Here is a 17,766-nt window from a genome sequence, read left to right on the forward strand (position 1 = left end):
GTAGAGGCCCCGGCCCCTGCCCCGGGCCTCTACCCTCTGACGCGCGCGATATACCACAACGCGGCGATTTGCGAGCGCGCAGCGGTGCGCCGATAATGTCGCCGCCCGGCGCCAGCATCGGGCCGGCCCATCGGTCCGCTCGCCGCGCCGTACTGGATGCGCGATCGCACCGGGCCGGCCAGCCGTCATCCTCGCCTTCCCGCCGTACCGTCGATGCATTCAGACCAAGGTCTTCCCTATCCGCAACGCCAGTGGGCGATCATCACCGTGTTTTGCGGGCTGATCATGGCCGTGCTGGACGGCTCGATCGCCAATATCGCGCTGCCATCGATATCCCGCCAGCTCGGCACCGACCCGGGCCACACGATCTGGGTCGTCAACGCCTATCAACTGACGGTCACCGTCTGCCTGCTGCCGCTGTCATCGCTCGGCGACATCCTCGGCTACAAGCGCGTCTATCGCATCGGCCTCGCCACCTTCCTGGTCGGCTCGCTGCTGTGCGCGCTGTCGGTCAATCTGCCGATGCTGGTGGCCGCGCGCGTGCTGCAGGGGATCGGCGGCGCCGGCATCATGAGCGTCAATACCGCGCTGGTGCGCTACATCTATCCGCCCACCAAGCTCGGCCGCGGCATCGGGCTCAATGCGCTGGTGGTCGGCATCACGACCGGCATCGGACCATCGGTCGGCGCGCTGCTGTTGTCGTTCGCCAGCTGGCAATGGCTGTTTGCGATCAACGTGCCGGTGGCGGTCATCGCGCTGAGCCTGAGCCGCTGGGCGTTGCCGGTCACGCCGCCGCAGCCGCGCGCGTTCGACTATCCCAGCGCGCTGTTGTCGGCGGTGGTGATCGGCTTGTTCGTGCTTGGCGTCGATGGCCTGGGCCATGACAGCCTGCGCCAGACCGCGGTGGCGGGGCTGATCGCGGCCGTGCTGCTGGGCTGGTGGCTCGCACGAATGGAGCGCGGCAAGGCTGCGCCGCTGGTGCCGGTGGACCTGTTTGCGAGCCGCGCCTTCACGCTGGCGGTGGGCACGTCGTTCTGCTCGTTCATGGCGCAGATGCTGGCCTTCGTCGCGCTGCCCTTCTATCTCGAATATCAGCTGGGCCGCTCGCTGCAGGAGACGGGGCTGTTGATCACGCCGTGGCCGCTGATGGTGGCGGTGATGGCGCCGCTGTCGGGCCGGCTGTCCGATCGTTTTTCGGCCAGCGTGCTGGCCGGGCTCGGGCTCGCGCTGTTGTGCACCGGATTGGTCCTGCTGGCGATGCTCGATCACGGCAGCAACAGTCTCGACGTGCTGTGGCGCATGGCGATGTGCGGGCTCGGCTTCGGTCTGTTCCAGTCGCCCAACAACCGCGCAATGATCGGCGCCACTCCGCCACATCGAAGCGGCGGCGCCAGCGGCGCGCAGGCGACCACGCGGCTGCTTGGGCAGACCACGGGGACCGCGGTGGTGGCGTTGCTGTTTGCGCTGGTGGGAACGTCGGCGTCGCGCACGGCGCTGGGCGTTGCTGCCTGCGTGGCGGCGGTAGGCGCGGCGGTCAGTCTGGCGCGACTGCGGGGCGAGCCGGATCGGCTGGCAGAACGGGGTACGACTGCGCTGGAGGAGTAGCGTGGACTTGCTCCCCTCTCCCGCTGGCGGGAGAGGGGTTGGGGGAGAGGGCACGCGGCGATGCAGGATGCGATGTCGCTGGTTGAAGCGCCCATTGCCCTCTCCCCCGCCCCTCTCCCGCACGCGGGAGAGGGGAGACCGCCGTCGCGTCAGCGCGTCTTCGCGCAGGCCGCCCGCCAATTACTGCGGCGTCGTTCCCGAGTCCTTCACCACCTTCGCCCATTTTGCGATCTCGGCCTTCTGGAACGAGGCCAGTGCCTCGGGCGTGCCGAGCACCGGGTCCAGGCCCAGCGTCTTCAGCTTGGCCTGCACGTCCGGCAGCGTGAAGATCCGGTTCAGCTCGGTATTGAGCTTGGCCACCACGTCCTTCGGCGTCGTGGCCGGCGCGAAGATCGCGAACCACGAGTCGGCCTGGAAGCCGCTCAAGCCCTGCTCGGCCAGCGTCGGAATATCGGGCGCGGAGGCCGAGCGCTTCAGGCTGGTCACGCCCAGCGCGCGCAGCTTGCCCTCCTTGATCACCGGCAGCGCCGACGGCAGATTGTCGAACATCATCGTGATATGCCCGCCGAGCAGGTCGGGAATCGCCATGGCGCGGCCCTTGTAGGGCACGTGCGTGATCTTGACTCCGGCCACCGTGTTGAACAGTTCGCCGGCCACATGGGGCGAGGTGCCGATGCCCGGCGTGCCGAACGTCAACCCGCCCGGTTTCGACTTGGCCAGCGCGATCAGCTCGGCGGTCGTCTTGGCCGGCACGCCCGGATGGACCACCAGCACGTTGGGCGTCGTCGCCAGCAGAATCACCGGCGTGAAGTCCTTGACCATGTCATACGGCAGCTTGCTGTAGACCGCGCCGTTGATCGAATGCGTGCCGACTGTGCCCAGCGCCAGCGTATAGCCGTCGCCCGGCGCACGCGCCACCGTTTCCGCGCCGATATTGCCGCCCGCCCCGGGCTTGTTGTCGACCACCACCGGCTGGCCCCACGACGGCGAAATCTTCTCCGAGACGATGCGCGCCAGCGTGTCGGGCGCGCCGCCGGTCGGGAAGCCGACCACGATCCGAATCGGCCGGGCCGGATAGGTTTCCGCCTGCGCCACCGGCGCGGCGAACGCGGTGGCCAGCACCGTGGCGAGCGCGGACAGCGCGCCCGTGAATGGGGTAATTCGCATGATTCTTGTCTCCTTTGTGTTCGACCCTTGGACTCTCTGGACCCTTTGGACTCTCTGGACCCTTTGGACTCTTCGGAACTCCTGTGGCCCCTATCGACCGCTAACGGCGAGCCCCGGCGAGAACCTTAGCGGCCGATGCCGCCGAACTCGCTCATGACCTTCTCCTGCAGCCGCCGCATGCCCTTGAGCCAGCGGTCGTAGTCCTGTCCCTTGCGGCGGTAGTATTCGAGCACCTCGGGATGCGGCAGGATCAGGAAACGCTCGTCGCGCATGCCTTCCAGCGTCACCGCGGCCACGTGTTCCGGCGTCACCGAGCCTTCCTGCAGGAAGCCCTTGCGCTCGCCGTTCTCGCCGAACAGCATCTTCGTCTGCACGCCCTGCGGGCAGATGCAGCTGACCTTGATGCCGCGATCGCCGTAGGTGATCTCCAGCCATTCGGCAAAGCCGATCGCCGCGTGCTTGGTCACCGCGTACGGTGCCGAGCCGATCTGCGACAGCAACCCCGCGGCCGACACCGTATTGACGAAATAGCCCTCGCCGCGTTCGAGCATCTGCGGCAGCACCGCATTGGCCGCGTGGATATGGGCCATCACGTTGATCTCCCAGATCCGCTGCCATTCGTCGGCCGTGGCATCGAGCCCCTTGCGCAGGATGATGCCGGCGTTCGAGCAGAACACGTCGACCTGACCGAAACGGCGTGTCGCCTCGTCGGCCAGTGCCTGCACCGCGGCTGCATCGGCGACGTCGGTGCGGCAGCCGAAGGTCTGACACGACGGTGCCAGTTCGGACGCCTCCTGAGCGACCTGCTGCGCGCCGCGCTCGTCCAGATCGGCAACCGCGATGCCGCGCGCGCCGGCCTTCGCGAAGGCCAGTACCAATGCCCGCCCGATGCCGGTGGCACCGCCCGTGACGACGACGGTCTTGTTGGTGATCTCCATCCTTGTCTCCTTGTCCTGATGATTGTGGTGGTCGAGATGTCGTGGATATTGGTGATGGTCCCGATGGCGACGGCGACGCCACGTCAGCCGTGGACGCGCCACAGCCGTCCTTGCAGCGCCTCGGCAAGCTGGCGCACGCGCGGGCCCAGGTTGGCTTCGAGGATCTCCGGCGTGAGCCGCGACGCCGCGCCGCCGATATTGATCGACAGCACCTCCGTGCCGCCTTCCAGCACGACCGGCGCGGCGGCGCCGCTGACGGTGCGATCCCATTCGGCATGCGCGACACAGAAGCCGCGCCGCCCGTAGTCGCGCATCGCACGGTCCAGCTTGCCGCGGATCGTCGGCCAGCGGGTCTGATAGTGGCGCTCCAGTTCGACGAGCATGCTGGCGCGCCGCGCCGCGGGCAAACCCGCAAGCCAGGCGCGGCCGATCGCCGACGTCGCGATCGGCAGGCGCGAGCCCGGCGTCAGCCGCATCACCAGCGCGCCACGCGGTTGGCACACTTCCAGATAGACCATCTCGTGGCGATCCGGCGTGGCCAGGGCAACGGTGCAGCCGGTGGCGAAGGCGAGCGATTGCATCAGCGGCTGCGCGACCTCGCGAATGCCCGAGGTCGCCAGATAGCGATGGCCCAGCACCATCGCGCCCTGCCCCAATCGGTACTTCTCCAGCGATTCGACATAGACCAGATAGCCGAGCCGCGTCAGCGTATAGGTCAGCCGCGACACCGTCGGGCGCGGAATGCCGGTGCGGCGCGACAGCTCCGCATTGCCAAGGTAGTCGTCGTGCGGCCCGAAGGCGCGCAGCAGATCGAGCCCGCGCGCGAGCGCCGTGACGAAGCTGCGGTCCTCGGCTTCCGCGGGATTTCCCTGACCCGCTTCGTCGACGTCGCGCAACGCGCTCGCCGGCACCAGCGAGGGCGGCTCGGCGACGACGGGGATCACGGTGGCGGTGCGCTTCATGTTCGACGGTCCATGCAGGAAGTCATGCGGCGACAGCTGCGACAGCGGCAAAAAACAGGGGAAAACCCGCGCGAAATTTCCACCGGCGGCGAGGGCGAAAACCGCTGCGCGGCCGGGCCGGAAAGCCCTATTTCGCTGTGCGAAAGACTATTCCGTATTCCTTGACTGTGCCTCAAGCCCTATGCAACAGTCAACGAAAACGAACGATCGTGCGGAGACGCGGCGACAGACTTCGCCACGGACTCCAGCAGCCAGTCACGACACGCATAACCGGTATGAAAGCTGGGCATTTTGCAGCCCGGTTCAACCGTTTCAGGAGACCGCCATGCAACCCTTTCCGATGCGCGCCAAGCCGCGCAGTTGACCCCCACATTCGTTGACCGGCAGTCCGCTTGCTTTGCGGCGCTGTCCTGCCACGCGCATCGGTTCGCCGAGGCGCGCCCCCGTTTGCGGTTTCGATTTGCATGAGGTGAATCGGTGTCAATGTTCTTCCAACAGTTTCTGAACGGGCTGACGCTCGGCGGGGTCTACAGCCTCGTCGCGCTCGGCCTGACGCTGGTCTACGGCATCCTGCACGTACCCAACTTCGCGCACGGCGCCTTCTACATGGCGGGCGCCTACGTCTCGTATTACATGATGACGTCGCTGGGCGTGAACTACTGGCTGGCAATGGCGGGCGCGGCGCTGGCCGTGGCGCTGCTGTCGATGCTGGCCGAGCGGCTGGTGTTCCATCCTCTGCGCAACGCCCCCGAGCTGCACGACATGATCGCGGCGATCGGCATCCTGCTGTTTCTCGAAGCGGGCGCGCAGGCGCTGTGGGGCGCCGACTTCCACCGCATGCCGACGCCGTACGGTCAGCTGGTCGAGGTGTTCGGCCTGACCGCGCCGCTGCAGCGGCTGCTGATCATCGCCGCCGCCTTCACGCTGATGGTGGTGCTGCATCTGTTCCTGACCCGCACCGTGACCGGCTCGACCATCGTCGCGATGGCGCAGAACCGCGAAGGCGCGGCGCTGGTCGGCATCGACGCGACGCGCGTCACGCTGCTGGTGTTCGCGATCTCCGGCGCGCTGGCCGCGATCGCGGCGACGCTGTACGCGCCGATCAACCTGGTCTATCCGGCGATGGGGCACCTGGTCATCACCAAGGCCTTCGTGATCATCATCCTCGGCGGCATGGGCAGCATCCCCGGGGCGATTCTCGGCGGTCTGATCATCGGCATGGCCGAGAGCTTCGGCGGCTTTTACGTGTCGACCGACTACAAGGACATCATCGCCTTCGTGCTGCTGGTGATCATCCTGTCGATCCGGCCGCAGGGCCTGTTCGCCGGCAAGGCCGCCTGAGGCCGCCGCCGCATCGAAGCGCAAAAGGTAGGAGAACACTCGACATGAACGCATTGCAAGGCAAGACCGGCTGGGCGTTGCTGCTGGCGCTGGCCATCGCGTTTCCGCTGCTGACGACCAACAGCTATTACCTGACGGTGATGACGCTGGCCTTCATCTACGCGATCGCGACGCTGGGCCTGAACCTGATCACCGGCTACACCGGCCAGCTCAATCTCGCGCACGGGGGCTTCATGGCCATCGGCGCCTATACGCTGGGCATTCTGACCGTCGATCACCAGATGCCGTTCTGGGCCGCCTTCGTGCTGTCCGGTGTGATCTGCATGATCATCGGCTACGTGGTGGGCGTGGTATCGCTGCGGCTCAAGGGCCATTACTTCTCGATCTTCACGCTGTGCATCGGCTACATCATCTATCTGCTGATCGAGAAGTGGGAAAGCCTGACGCATGGCACGGTCGGCCTGATCGGCATTCCGGTGCCCGCCGCGATCGGCCCGGTCAGCTTCGACAGCGTGCAGGCGCAGTACTACCTGGTGCTGTTCTTCCTGGTGGTCGGCGCCTTCCTGATGCATCGGATCGTCAGCTCGCTGCTGGGCCGCAGCTTCATGGCGGTGCGCAACAGCGACGCGCTGGCCGAGGCGCTGGGCATCGATCTGATGCGCACCAAGGTGCTGTCCTTCGTGCTGTCGGTCGCCTATGCCGGCTTCGCCGGCGCGCTGTATGCGGGCCACGTGCGCTTCCTCGGCCCCGATATCGCGCGTACCGACCTGACCTTCGACATGGTGATGGCGATGCTGGTCGGCGGCATCGGCACGCTGCTCGGACCGCTGCTGGGCGCGCTGCTGGTGCCCTGGGTCACGCAGACGCTGCAGTTCCTGCAGGACTACCGCATGCTGGTGTTCGGCCCGGTGCTGATCCTGCTGATCATCTTCCTGCCCGACGGCATCGTCGGGTCGTACCTGAAGCGCCAGGCGCGCCGCGCCGCGGCCGCACGCCGCGGGCAGCGCCAGCCGGCACGCCGCCATGGCGCCGATGATGCCGACGGCAAGGCTGCGCCGGCCCCCTCTTCTGCCGCCTCCGCCGGAGCCGACCATGCTTGAGATCCGCAATCTGACCAAGAAATTCGGCGGGCTGACCGCGGTCAACGACGTCTCGGTGACCTTCGAGGCCGGCCATATCAACGCGATCATCGGCCCCAACGGCGCCGGCAAGACGACGTTCTTCAACCTCGTCGCCGGCACCCACGCGCCGAGCTCCGGCGAGGTGCTGTTCAAGGGCACCAACGTGGCCGGCATGCGGGCCGATCGCATCGCGCGGATGGGCATCGCGCGGACCTTCCAGGCCACCGCGCTGTTCGATCGCGCCACCGTGCTCGACAACCTGATCGTCGGCCACCGGCTGCGCACGCACTCGGGCCTGCGCGACGTGCTGTTCAACACCAGGCGGTTGCGCGAAGAAGAGCGGCTGTGCCGCGACAAGGCCGAGGAGGCGCTGGACTTCGTCGGGCTGTCGCACCTCGCCCATGAAGTGGCATCGGACATCACGCAGGAGGAGCGCAAGCGGGTCGCCTTCGCGCTGGCGCTGGCCACCGGCCCCGAGCTGCTGCTGCTCGACGAGCCCGCGGGCGGTGTCAATCCCGAGGAGACCGTGGGCCTGGCCGAGCTGATCCGCAAGATGGTCCGGCACGGCAAGACGGTCTGCCTGATCGAACACAAGATGGACATGATCATGCGGCTGGCCGACAAGATCATGGTGCTGAACTACGGCGAGAAGATCGCCGAGGGCACGCCGGCGGAAATCCAGCGCAATCCGCAGGTCATCGAAGCCTATCTGGGAGCCGACCATGTTGCAGCTTGAACGCGTATCGCTTTCCTACGGCAGCTTCCGCGCGCTCGACAACATCACGCTGCACGCCAAGGCCGGCGAACTGGTGGTGCTGCTCGGCGCGAACGGCGCCGGCAAGAGCTCGATCTTCCTCGCCATGAGCGGCATCCACCGGACCAGTGGCGGTAGCATGCGCTTCGACGGCCGCGAGCTGTCGGGCATGAAGCCGTCGCAGATCGTGCAGGCTGGGCTGGTGCACTGTCCCGAGGGCCGCAAGCTGTTTCCGGCAATGAGCGTGCAGAAGAACCTGACGCTCGGTGCCTACGTGCATCGCCGCGACAGCGCCGGCATCAAGCGCTCGCTGGAGGAGGTCTACGAACTGTTCCCGATCCTGCAGCAAAAGAAGGACGATCCGGCCGGTTCGCTGTCGGGCGGTCAGCAGCAGATGGTCGCGCTGGGCCGCGCGCTGATGGGCCGACCGCGCGCGCTGCTGCTCGACGAACCGTCGCTTGGGCTGGCCCCGCTGGTGGTCAAGCAGATGTTCGAGGTGATCCAGCGCATCAATCGCGCCGGCACTACCGTGCTGCTGGCCGAACAGAACGCCTATGCGGCGCTGGGCATCGCCCATCGCGGCTACGTGATCGAGGGCGGACGCATCGTGATGGAAGGCGATCGCGATTCGCTGCTCAATGACGAAGGCGTGCGCCGCGCGTATATCGGAGGATGACGCCGCACCGATCAAGCGATTTGATTCGAAACCGAACCGCATTCAACCAAGACCATCCGGGCCACGACCCGATGGCAAATTCCATCGTTTAAGGAGACGGAACATGCAGAACGCCACCAAACCCCGCCGCAAGCTGTTGCCGCTGGCCGCCACCGCGCTGGCCGCACTGCTGGCCTCCGGCGCGGCCTTCGCGCAGGACGTGGTCAAGCTCGGCTATACCGGCCCGCTGTCCGGCGGCGCCGCGCTGTACGGCAAGAACGTGCTGTCGGGCATCCAGATGGCGGTCGACGAGCTGAACGCCAGCGGCGTCGAGGTCGCCGGCAAGAAGGTCAAGTTCGAGGTGGTCGCGCTCGACGACAAGTACGCGCCGGCCGAATCGGCGATCAACGCCCGCCGCCTGGTGCAGCAGCACAAGACGCCGGCCGTCTTCGTGCCGCATTCGGGCGGCATCTTCGCGCTGCAGGCCTTCAACGAGCAGGAGAAGTTCCTGGTGATGGCGTACTCGAGCGTGCCGCGCATCACCGATGCCGGCAACAAGCTGACCATCCGCATTCCGCCGGCGTACACCGGCTATATCGAGCCCTTCGTCAAGGCGCAGATGAAGCGCTTCGGCAAGAACGTCGCGCTGGTGCCGGCCGACCATGATTACGCCAAGGCGTGGGTACAGGCGTTCGTGCCGGCCTGGGAAAAGGCGGGCGGCAAGGTGGTGGCCAACAACCCGATGTCCTATACCAAGGCGACCGACTTCTACAGCGGTGTGTCGCGCGTGATCGCCGACAAGCCGGACGTGCTGTTCGTCGGCGGCCCGTCGGAGCCTACCGCGCTGGTCGTCAAGCAAGCACGGGAATTGGGCTTCAAGGGCGGCTTCATCGTGATGGACCAGGCCAAGCTCGACGAGATGGCGCGCGTAACCAACGGTCTGGGCATGCTCGAAGGCGCCATCGGCGTGCTGCCGCTGAACAGCGACAGCCGGCCGGCCACGCAGGCCTTCAACAACAAGTACAAGAAGCTGCACGAGGGCAAGGACGCGACCACCGAGATGTCGCTGAACTACACGATGGTGCATACGCTGGCCAACGCGATGAAGCTGGCCGGCACCACCACCGATGCAGCGGCGATCCGCGCCAAGATGCCCGACGCGATGAAGACGCTGCCGAAGGAGCTGAACCCGAACGAGATCGATGGCATCGACGCCAAGGGCGGCTCGATGGCCGATACCGTGGTCGGCTGGGTCCAGGGCGGCAAGATCAGCCAGGTGCGGCTGTCGGAGCTGGCGAAGTAAGGGCGCGATCCGCGCAGCCGGCAAAAGAAAAGGGCCCGCAACGGGCCCCTTCCCTGGCGGTCCCCGCTGCGGCGGGGATCGTCGTTTTCACGGTCAGGATCTCTGGAGCGTTCGGGGCGTTCGGGGCGTTCGGACCTTCGGTCCTTCCGGTCCTTCCGGTCCTTTGTGTCTTTCAGTCCCTGGCCAGCCGCTGCTGCTCGTACAAGCGGTCGGTCAGCTGGTCCGCCGGCATCGGCTTGCCATACAGATAGCCCTGGACCTCGTGACAGCCGTTCGCCAGCAGGAAATCGCGCTGCTCCACCGTCTCCACCCCTTCGGCGATCACGCCGATCTGCAGGCTCGCGCCGACGTTGATCACCGAGCGGACGATCGCCGCGTCGACCGGGTCCTGGGTCACGTTGCGGATGAAGGACTGATCGATCTTGATGCGGTCGACCGGGAAGGTCTTCAGGAAGCTCAACGATGCGTAGCCGGTGCCAAAGTCGTCGCAGGTCAGCGTCACGCCATCGCGGCGCAGCGTCTGCAGCTGGCCCGATACCTCGTCGCCCTGTTGCAGGGCGATGGTCTCCGTGATTTCCAGTTCCAGCCGGTGCGGCTCCAGGGCGAGCTCGCGCAGCACGTGCCGGACTTCGGTCAGCAGCCGGCTTTCCGCCAATTGCGCGGCAAACAGGTTGATCGCCACGCGCGGTGCCTCGTCGAACTGCAGCGACCATGCACGCGCCTGGGCGCACGCCGTCTGCAGCAGCCACATGCCGACGTCCACCGCGACGCTGCTGGCGGCCAGCGCGTCGATAAAGACGGCCGGGGCCAGCAGGCCCTGCGTCGGATGGCGCCAGCGCATCAGCGCCTCGGCCCCGACGATGCGGCCATCGCGCAGATCGACCTGCGGCTGGTACAGCAGCTCGAATTGCCGCTGCGTATAGGCTTCGCGCAAGGCCTGCACCAGCGATAGCCGGGTCGTCACGTCGGCGCGCATCTGCGGCTTGAAAAAGCGGATGGTGCGGCCGCCGTCGCGTTTGGCCCGTGCCAGCGCCAGGCTCGCCGACGCCAGCGCATCGGAGGCGTTGTCCCCACCGGCCGGCATCACGCAGGCGCCCAGGCTCGCCAGCACATAGTGCCGGCGGCCATTGCACTCGTACGGCTCGGACAGCAGCGACAGGATTGCCGCGCTGACATGGCGCACCAGGGTGGGATCGTAGATGGAGGGCAGCAGCACCGCGAATTCGTCGCCGCCGGTGCGGCCGATCACGGCATCGCGCGGCGAGGCGTCGCGCAGCCGGCGGGCCATCTGCTGCAGGATCCGGTCGCCTTCGCCATGACCGTGCATGTCGTTGAAGGCGCGGAAGTCGTCGATGCCGAGCAGGATCAATGCGCAGCGCGGCACGGCCTCGTTCTGCAGGCGTGCTTCGAGCTTGCTCAAGAAGAATGGGCGGCTTGCTACGCCGGTCAACGGATCGGTGTCCGCCGCCGGAACCGCGCCAGCCGCCATCGCTTCCGACCTGGCCACTATCCCCGCCCCGTTTGTGATTGTCGACATCGTGCTCGGTCAGCTATCCCGGCAAGTGTGACGAAATATTGGAAAAAATCAAGCGGGGTGAAGGATGAGGGGCCTCGCCAGTGAAAACAATGGCAAACGGCGATAGACAAACCGGCTTTTTTTACCGCCTCGATTCCGCTGTGCGGAACGCAGCCGCCAGCCCTTGCTGGGCCTGGGCTCAGCGGAGTGATCCAATCGGCTGTCGGATTCCTCCGACAGCTATATCGGAGAGCGCAGCGTTTCGGCCCATCGGGGCCACCACTATCGTTCCATCACGGCACGCGGCCGGACCCCGACCACACCAGGACTTGCTGCAATGCGTTGGCCAGGCAGGCCAACGGATTCACCAGCCCTTGGCCATCCGTGGCACTACGCGGTCGGCCCCGTAACTTGTTCGCTTTTCATTTCACCTGCAAGGGGAAATCCATGAAGCTGTTCTCGAAATCCGGGATTGCACTGGGACTGATGGTGGCGGCCAGCGCCATGCTGGCGGCATGCGGCGGCGGCGACGATGGCATCGACGACCGCCTCGGCCTGAACGAACCACAGACACGCGTGATCCACGCCGTGCCTCCGATCCCGACCCAACTCAATCTCGACGTCTATCAGAACGGCGCACGGACGTCCCTGCAGAATATTCCGTACAAGTTCGTCGCCCGCTATTCGGATGTCGACGACGGCAATCACCTGTTCACCTTCAACGCCGCGGGCACGCAGACCGAAGTGGGCCGCGCGCAGGTCGATGCGGCCACCGGCCACAAGTACACGATCGTGGCGCTGCCGGGCGACGACCGCGCCGACACGCTGGTGATCGACGATCCGTACGAGAAGGGCCTGCTGTCGACCAAGGCGCGGGTGCGCGCCGTGAACGCGGCGTTCAATGCGCAGAACGTCGATATCTATGTGACCGCGCCCTCGGTGGACCTGAATACGGTCAACCCGACCTTCGCCAACGTCGCCTACAAGACGGCGGTGCCGGCCTCGGGGCGGGACTCCAACGAATTCGACGGCGGCAACAACTATCAGATCCGCGTCACCACGGCGGGCACCAAGCAGGTGATCTTCAGCTCGGGTGCCATCACCATCGACAACAACGCCGACTGGCTGATCATGCCGATCCCGGTCGACGGTATTGCCTCGGCCGTGCCGAACAACATCAAGGTGCTGGTCGCCAAGGCGAACGACGACTCGCAGACGGCAATCGAGCTGGTCAATCAGTAAGTCGTTCGGGAATCCGGGAACCCGGCCTGGGTGCTACCTCTCCCCTCAGGGGGAGAGGTAAGCAAGAATCGCTAGCCCCAAACGACAATCGGCGGCGGCCTCAACGGTCGCCGCCGATTTCGTTTTGCAGCACATCGAGATGGGACAGGTAGGCATCGAGCTCTTCGCGCCCACTGTCGGTGATCGAGTAGACGCGGCCGTTGCCTTCGACCAGTTCCGCGGTGATCGCCCGGGCGATCAGCAGGCTGCGCAGGATGGGGCGCAGCGAGCGGATGTTCTTCTCGATGCCATGTTCGCGCAGCCGCTCGACGAGAGCGAGCACCGTGGCCGGACTGGACTGCACGAACTTCAGGATATAGAGCCGGGAAACGAGACTATCGATGGTTGGTCTTTTCATGCAACGATAGACATGCGCAAAACGACCGGGCCGGCTGGCGTTCGGAAAGGCTCCGAGGGCCGGCCGGCCCGGTTTTTCTCTACTCCTCCTGGAAGGCGATTTCGCGCTTGGCCTTGATCGACGGCAGCGCCACCACCGCCACCAGTGCCGCCGCGGCGATCAGCAGGCCCATCGACAGCGGCCGCGTGACGAACACCGAGAACTCGCCACGCGAGAGCAGCAGCGTACGGCGGAAGTTCTCTTCCATCATCGGTCCGAGCACGAAGCCGAGCAGCAGCGGCGCCGGTTCGCACTTGAGCTTCAGGAACAGGTAGCCCACCACACCGAAGCCCGCGGCCATGAAGACGTCGAAGGTCTGGTTGTTGACCGAGTAGACGCCGATGCCGCAGAACACCAGGATCGCCGGGTACAGGAAGCGATACGGCACGGTCAGCAGCTTGACCCAGATGCCGATCAGCGGCAGGTTCAGGATGATCAGCATCAGGTTGCCGATCCACATCGAGGCGATCAGGCCCCAGAACAGCTGCGGGTTGCTGGTCATCACCTGCGGACCCGGCTGGATGTTGTGGATCGTCATCGCACCGACCATCAGCGCCATCACCGCGTTGGGCGGAATGCCAAGCGTCAGCAGCGGAATGAACGAGGTCTGGGCCGCCGCGTTGTTGGCCGACTCCGGACCTGCCACGCCTTCGATCGCGCCCTTGCCGAACTCATGCGAGTACTTCGACGACTTCTTCTCCAGCGTGTAGGCCGCGAACGAAGCCAGCGAGGCGCCGCCGCCAGGCAGGATGCCCAGCGCCGAGCCCAGCGCGGTGCCGCGCAGCACCGCCGGAATCATCCGCTTGAAGTCGTCCCTGGTCGGGAACAGGTTGGTCACCCGATCGGTAAAGGTCTCGCGATTCTCCTTCTGCTCCAGGTTGGCGATGATCTCGGCGAAGCCGAACATGCCCATGGCCAGCGCGACGAAGTCGATGCCGTCGGTCAGCTCCGGGATGTCGAACGAGAAGCGCGCGGCGCCCGAGTTCACATCGGTACCGACCAGGCCCAGCAGCAAACCGAGCACGATCATCGAGATCGCCTTGACCAGCGAACCCGACGCCAGCACCACCGCGCCGATCAGGCCCAGCACCATCAGCGAGAAGTACTCGGCGGGGCCGAACTTGAACGCCAGTTCCGACAGCGGACCGGCAAAGGCCGCCAGGATCAGCGTGGCCACGCAGCCAGCGAAGAACGAGCCGATGCCGGCGGTGGCCAGCGCCACGCCGGCGCGGCCGCGCCGTGCCATCTGGTAGCCGTCGATGGTGGTCACCACCGACGACGATTCGCCCGGCAGGTTGACCAGGATCGCGGTGGTCGAACCGCCGTACTGCGCGCCGTAGTAGATGCCGGCCAGCATGATCAGCGCGGCCACCGGGGGCAGCGTGTAGGTGATCGGCAGCAGCATCGCGATGGTCGCGAGCGGGCCGAGGCCCGGCAGCACGCCGATCAGCGTGCCGAGCAGACAGCCGAGGAAGGCGTAGGCCAGGTTCTGGAACGACAGCGCGGTCGAAAACCCGAGCGTCAAATGTTCAAGCAATTCCATCTGCGCGCTCCTTAGCCCGTGATGAACGCCGGCCAGACCGGCATCTGCAGGTTGATGCCGTAGACAAAGGCACCCAGGCTGATCAGGACCAGCACCACGCTGTTGAGCAGCGCACCCTTCCAGCTGAATTCATGGCTGGCCATCGACGACACGACCACCAGCACGAAGACCGACAGCACCATGCCGAGCGGCTTGAGCAACAGGCCGAACAGCACCACCGAGCCCAGGATCCACAGCAGGATCTTGATGTCCCAGCGCTCCATCCGGTCTTCCTCACCCTTGCTCGACAGCGAGCTCAGCAGCACCAGCGCGCCGAGCCCGGCCAGCACCAGGCCGAGCAGGAAGGGGAAATATCCGGGACCCATCTTCGCGGCCGTCCCCATCGAATAGCCGCGAGCGACAAAGGAAAAGCCCAGGCCGACCAGCACGAACATCAGGCCGGAGGCGAAGTCCTTTTGGCTGCGTATGCGCAACATGATTCTCCTCGTTAAATACAAAGCCGCACGGCACCAGCGCTGTGCCGAAAGCGGATGCAACGTTAGAGAAGCGTGCTTTCAGCGCCCTTTCAGTTGTCTGGTTTCAGGGTTAACCACGGCAATGAAACGACGCTTGCATCATGACGTGATGCAATTTGAAAGCGATGTGAAAGCGAGATGTAGGCTCGTTGAAAGGAACCGCCATCGAACGGCTCAACGGCACGGACGAATGCGGGGACGTTGCCTGCCGCGCGCCGCGGCGGCCGACGCGGTAAGCTAACGGGTTCGGAACCCGGGGCGAGCGCGCAGCGCCTGCTTCGGTTCCCGACAGCGGACCCAGGACCCAGACCCCGAACCCAGAACCCGGAACTCACGACACACGACACAGGACACAGGAGAAGCCATGTACCAGGACCTCGCCCTTTATATCGATGGAGAGTTCGTCAAAGGCGGCGGGCGCCGCGAGCAGGACGTGATCAATCCCGCCACGCAGGAGGTGCTGGGCAAACTGCCGCACGCCAGCACCGCGGATCTGGATCGGGCGCTGGCCGCGGCGCAGCGCGCCTTCGACGGGTGGAAGAAGACCTCGCCGCTGGAGCGCGCGAAGATCCTGCGCCGCGTCGGCGAGCTGACCCGCGAACGCGCCAAGGAGATCGGCCGCAATATCACGCTGGATCAAGGCAAGCCGCTGGCCGAAGCGGTCGCCGAGGTGATGATCTGCGCCGAACACGCCGACTGGCACGCCGAGGAATGCCGGCGCATCTACGGCCGCGTGATTCCGCCGCGCAATCCGAACGTGCGCCAGATCGTCGTGCGCGAGCCGATCGGCGTCTGCGCGGCCTTCACGCCGTGGAACTTCCCCTTCAACCAGGCGATCCGCAAGATCGTGTCGGCGCTCGGCGCGGGCTGCACGCTGATCCTGAAGGGGCCCGAGGACTCGCCGAGCGCGGTGGTCGCGCTCGCGCAGCTGTTCCATGACGCCGGCCTGCCGCCGGGCGTGCTGAACATCGTCTGGGGCGTGCCCAGCGAGATCTCGACCTATCTGATCGAATCGCCGATCGTGCGCAAGATCTCGTTCACCGGCTCGGTGCCGGTCGGCAAGCAGCTGGCGGCGCTGGCCGGCGCGCATATGAAGCGCGTAACGATGGAGCTGGGCGGCCATTCGCCGGTGCTGGTGTTCGACGACGCCGATATCGAACCGGCCGCCGAAATGCTGGCCCGCTTCAAGATCCGCAATGCCGGCCAGGTGTGCGTGTCGCCGACCCGCTTCTACGTCCAGGAGAAGGCTTACGACCGGTTCCTCGCCCGCTTCACCGAGGTGATGGGCTCGATCAAGGTCGGCGACGGCCTGGAAGACGGCACGCAGATGGGCCCGCTCGCGCATGAGCGCCGCATCGCCTCGATGGAGCAGTTCCTCGACGACGCCAGCCACCGCGGCGGCAAGGTCGTCGCCGGCGGCGCGCGCATCGGCAGCAAGGGCTACTTCTTCGCGCCCACGGTGGTCACCGACCTGCCGGACGACGCGAAGCTGATGGTCGACGAGCCGTTCGGCCCGGTGGCCCCGGTGACCCGCTTCAAGGACGCCGAGGAAGCGCTGCGGCGCGCCAACAGCCTGCCCTATGGCCTGGCCTCGTACGTGTTCACCAACTCGCTGAAGACCGCGACGCTGGTCTCGAACGGACTCGAGGCCGGCATGGTCAATATCAACCATTTCGGCATGGCGCTGGCCGAGACGCCGTTCGGCGGCATCAAGGACTCCGGCATCGGCAGCGAAGGCGGCATGGAGACCTTCGACGGCTACCTGGTGACGAAATTCATCACGCAGGTGTGATGACGGCCATGCTGCGATAGCAGGTCGTCCCCGTGCGCAGGCGGGGACGACCTGCTGCCGGTGAACGGCATCGCGCGTTCCCCGACGCGCAATTCTTACAAGCCTTCCATCGCGCGGGCGCCGACACTGGCGCTCGCGGCGCCCGTCCAGGCGCATCGCGCCGCACCCTTCCCCGTTGGGCACCGAATTTGCTCGAACACGGTATTGCCGCCGCATGGCGCGGCAACCTCTGTCGAAGCGGATTCCCCATGTCCCTGACGCATTCCGAACCGGCCAGCGCGCTGGCCCCACCGGCGACCCCTGCCCCAGACCCGGTCGGCGCACCGCCCCGCACGATCGAACTGCGCGTCAACGGCGCACTGCATGTGGTGACGGTCGAGCCCCGCACCACGCTGCTCGACGCGCTGCGCGAACAGCTGGGCCTGACCGGCACCAAGAAGGGCTGCGACCGCGGCCAGTGCGGCGCCTGCACGGTCCTGCTCGACGGCCGGCGCATCAATGCCTGCCTGACGCTGGCCGTGATGCAGCAAGACCGCGACATCGTCACCGTCGAGGGACTGGCCGACGGCGACCGGCTGCATCCGATGCAGGCCGCCTTCGTCTCGCACGACGCGCTGCAATGCGGCTATTGCACGCCGGGGCAGGTTTGCTCGGCCGTGGCGATGCTGGCGGAGGCAAAGGCGGGCCGCGCCAGCGCGGTGACGCCGCCAGGACAGCCAGCGCCACCAGCGCGGGTGCTGAGCGACGACGAGATTCGCGAGCGCATGAGCGGCAATCTGTGCCGCTGCGGCGCCTATCCGAATATCGTCGCGGCGATCCGCACGGTCGCGCGGCAGGATGCCGGCGATCGGGACACCGACGCGCGCTGACCCGGAG

At 66.3% G+C, this 17,766-nt stretch carries 16 protein-coding genes; 9 read left to right on the top strand and 7 right to left on the bottom strand.

Annotation, left to right across the window (positions count from 1 at the left end; all coding sequences use genetic code 11):
- The first annotated feature begins 213 nt into the window (after positions 1-213).
- On the top strand, positions 214-1,605 hold the full coding sequence (locus HTY53_RS08760; RefSeq protein ID WP_174106116.1) for an MFS transporter: 1,392 nt from the start codon (positions 214-216) through the stop codon (positions 1,603-1,605).
- Between the two features lie 180 nt (positions 1,606-1,785).
- On the opposite strand, the gene HTY53_RS08765 is transcribed toward HTY53_RS08760, so the two are convergent.
- The 3 genes from HTY53_RS08765 to HTY53_RS08775 all read right to left on the bottom strand — a co-directional run bounded on the left by HTY53_RS08765 (position 1,786) and on the right by HTY53_RS08775 (position 4,672).
- Positions 1,786-2,772 (bottom strand): Bug family tripartite tricarboxylate transporter substrate binding protein, encoded by a 987-nt coding sequence (locus HTY53_RS08765; protein ID WP_174106117.1) that lies wholly within the window; start codon positions 2,770-2,772, stop codon positions 1,786-1,788.
- A gap of 125 nt (positions 2,773-2,897) precedes the next feature.
- Positions 2,898-3,710 carry an SDR family NAD(P)-dependent oxidoreductase gene (locus HTY53_RS08770; protein ID WP_174106118.1) on the bottom strand — a complete coding sequence of 271 codons (813 nt, stop codon included), beginning with the start codon at positions 3,708-3,710 and terminating at the stop codon, positions 2,898-2,900.
- An 83-nt stretch (positions 3,711-3,793) separates the two neighbouring features.
- The gene (locus HTY53_RS08775) at positions 3,794-4,672 is read right to left on the bottom strand and encodes an IclR family transcriptional regulator (RefSeq protein WP_174106119.1); all 879 of its coding nucleotides are present in this window, start codon (positions 4,670-4,672) and stop codon (positions 3,794-3,796) included.
- Positions 4,673-5,149: 477 nt separating this feature from the next.
- Here HTY53_RS08775 and HTY53_RS08780 point away from each other — a divergent pair, with 477 nt between their 5' ends.
- From HTY53_RS08780 to HTY53_RS08800, 5 genes are all read left to right on the top strand, one after another.
- Positions 5,150-6,013, top strand: coding sequence for a branched-chain amino acid ABC transporter permease (locus HTY53_RS08780; protein WP_174106120.1), 864 nt, complete (start codon positions 5,150-5,152; stop codon positions 6,011-6,013).
- Positions 6,014-6,057: 44 nt separating this feature from the next.
- Positions 6,058-7,113 (top strand): branched-chain amino acid ABC transporter permease, encoded by a 1,056-nt coding sequence (locus HTY53_RS08785; RefSeq protein WP_174106121.1) that lies wholly within the window; start codon positions 6,058-6,060, stop codon positions 7,111-7,113.
- Positions 7,106-7,870 carry an ABC transporter ATP-binding protein gene (locus tag HTY53_RS08790; RefSeq protein ID WP_174106122.1) on the top strand — a complete coding sequence of 255 codons (765 nt, stop codon included), beginning with the start codon at positions 7,106-7,108 and terminating at the stop codon, positions 7,868-7,870. The genes HTY53_RS08785 and HTY53_RS08790 overlap by 8 nt, the downstream gene beginning before the upstream one ends.
- Positions 7,857-8,564 (top strand): ABC transporter ATP-binding protein, encoded by a 708-nt coding sequence (locus tag HTY53_RS08795; RefSeq protein WP_174106123.1) that lies wholly within the window; start codon positions 7,857-7,859, stop codon positions 8,562-8,564. The genes HTY53_RS08790 and HTY53_RS08795 overlap by 14 nt, the downstream gene beginning before the upstream one ends.
- Positions 8,565-8,667: 103 nt before the next feature.
- Positions 8,668-9,846, top strand: coding sequence for an ABC transporter substrate-binding protein (locus HTY53_RS08800; protein WP_174106124.1), 1,179 nt, complete (start codon positions 8,668-8,670; stop codon positions 9,844-9,846).
- A gap of 172 nt (positions 9,847-10,018) precedes the next feature.
- Here HTY53_RS08800 and HTY53_RS08805 read toward each other — a convergent pair whose 3' ends face one another.
- The gene (locus HTY53_RS08805; protein ID WP_174106279.1) at positions 10,019-11,356 is read right to left on the bottom strand and encodes a putative bifunctional diguanylate cyclase/phosphodiesterase; all 1,338 of its coding nucleotides are present in this window, start codon (positions 11,354-11,356) and stop codon (positions 10,019-10,021) included.
- Between the two features lie 453 nt (positions 11,357-11,809).
- Here HTY53_RS08805 and HTY53_RS08810 point away from each other — a divergent pair, with 453 nt between their 5' ends.
- A complete protein-coding gene (locus HTY53_RS08810) occupies positions 11,810-12,604 on the top strand; it encodes a DUF4397 domain-containing protein (RefSeq protein WP_174106125.1) in 795 nt (264 codons plus the stop codon).
- 100 nt (positions 12,605-12,704) lie between these two features.
- On the opposite strand, the gene HTY53_RS08815 is transcribed toward HTY53_RS08810, so the two are convergent.
- The 3 genes from HTY53_RS08815 to HTY53_RS08825 all read right to left on the bottom strand — a co-directional run bounded on the left by HTY53_RS08815 (position 12,705) and on the right by HTY53_RS08825 (position 15,056).
- Complete coding sequence (locus tag HTY53_RS08815) at positions 12,705-13,001, bottom strand: helix-turn-helix transcriptional regulator (protein ID WP_023264200.1); 297 nt, start codon at positions 12,999-13,001, stop codon at positions 12,705-12,707.
- A 79-nt stretch (positions 13,002-13,080) separates the two neighbouring features.
- On the bottom strand, positions 13,081-14,583 hold the full coding sequence (locus tag HTY53_RS08820; RefSeq protein ID WP_174106126.1) for a tripartite tricarboxylate transporter permease: 1,503 nt from the start codon (positions 14,581-14,583) through the stop codon (positions 13,081-13,083).
- 11 nt (positions 14,584-14,594) lie between these two features.
- A complete protein-coding gene (locus tag HTY53_RS08825) occupies positions 14,595-15,056 on the bottom strand; it encodes a tripartite tricarboxylate transporter TctB family protein (RefSeq protein WP_174106280.1) in 462 nt (153 codons plus the stop codon).
- Between the two features lie 406 nt (positions 15,057-15,462).
- Between HTY53_RS08825 and HTY53_RS08830 the strand changes: the two genes are divergently transcribed.
- Positions 15,463-16,890, top strand: a complete 1,428-nt coding sequence (locus tag HTY53_RS08830) for an NAD-dependent succinate-semialdehyde dehydrogenase (protein ID WP_174106127.1) — start codon at positions 15,463-15,465, stop codon at positions 16,888-16,890.
- A 248-nt stretch (positions 16,891-17,138) separates the two neighbouring features.
- A complete protein-coding gene (locus HTY53_RS08835; RefSeq protein ID WP_174106128.1) occupies positions 17,139-17,759 on the top strand; it encodes a (2Fe-2S)-binding protein in 621 nt (206 codons plus the stop codon).
- Positions 17,760-17,766: the final 7 nt, after the last annotated feature.

Source organism: Cupriavidus gilardii (assembly GCF_013314895.1).
Classification (GTDB): Bacteria; Pseudomonadota; Gammaproteobacteria; order Burkholderiales; family Burkholderiaceae; genus Cupriavidus; species Cupriavidus gilardii_C.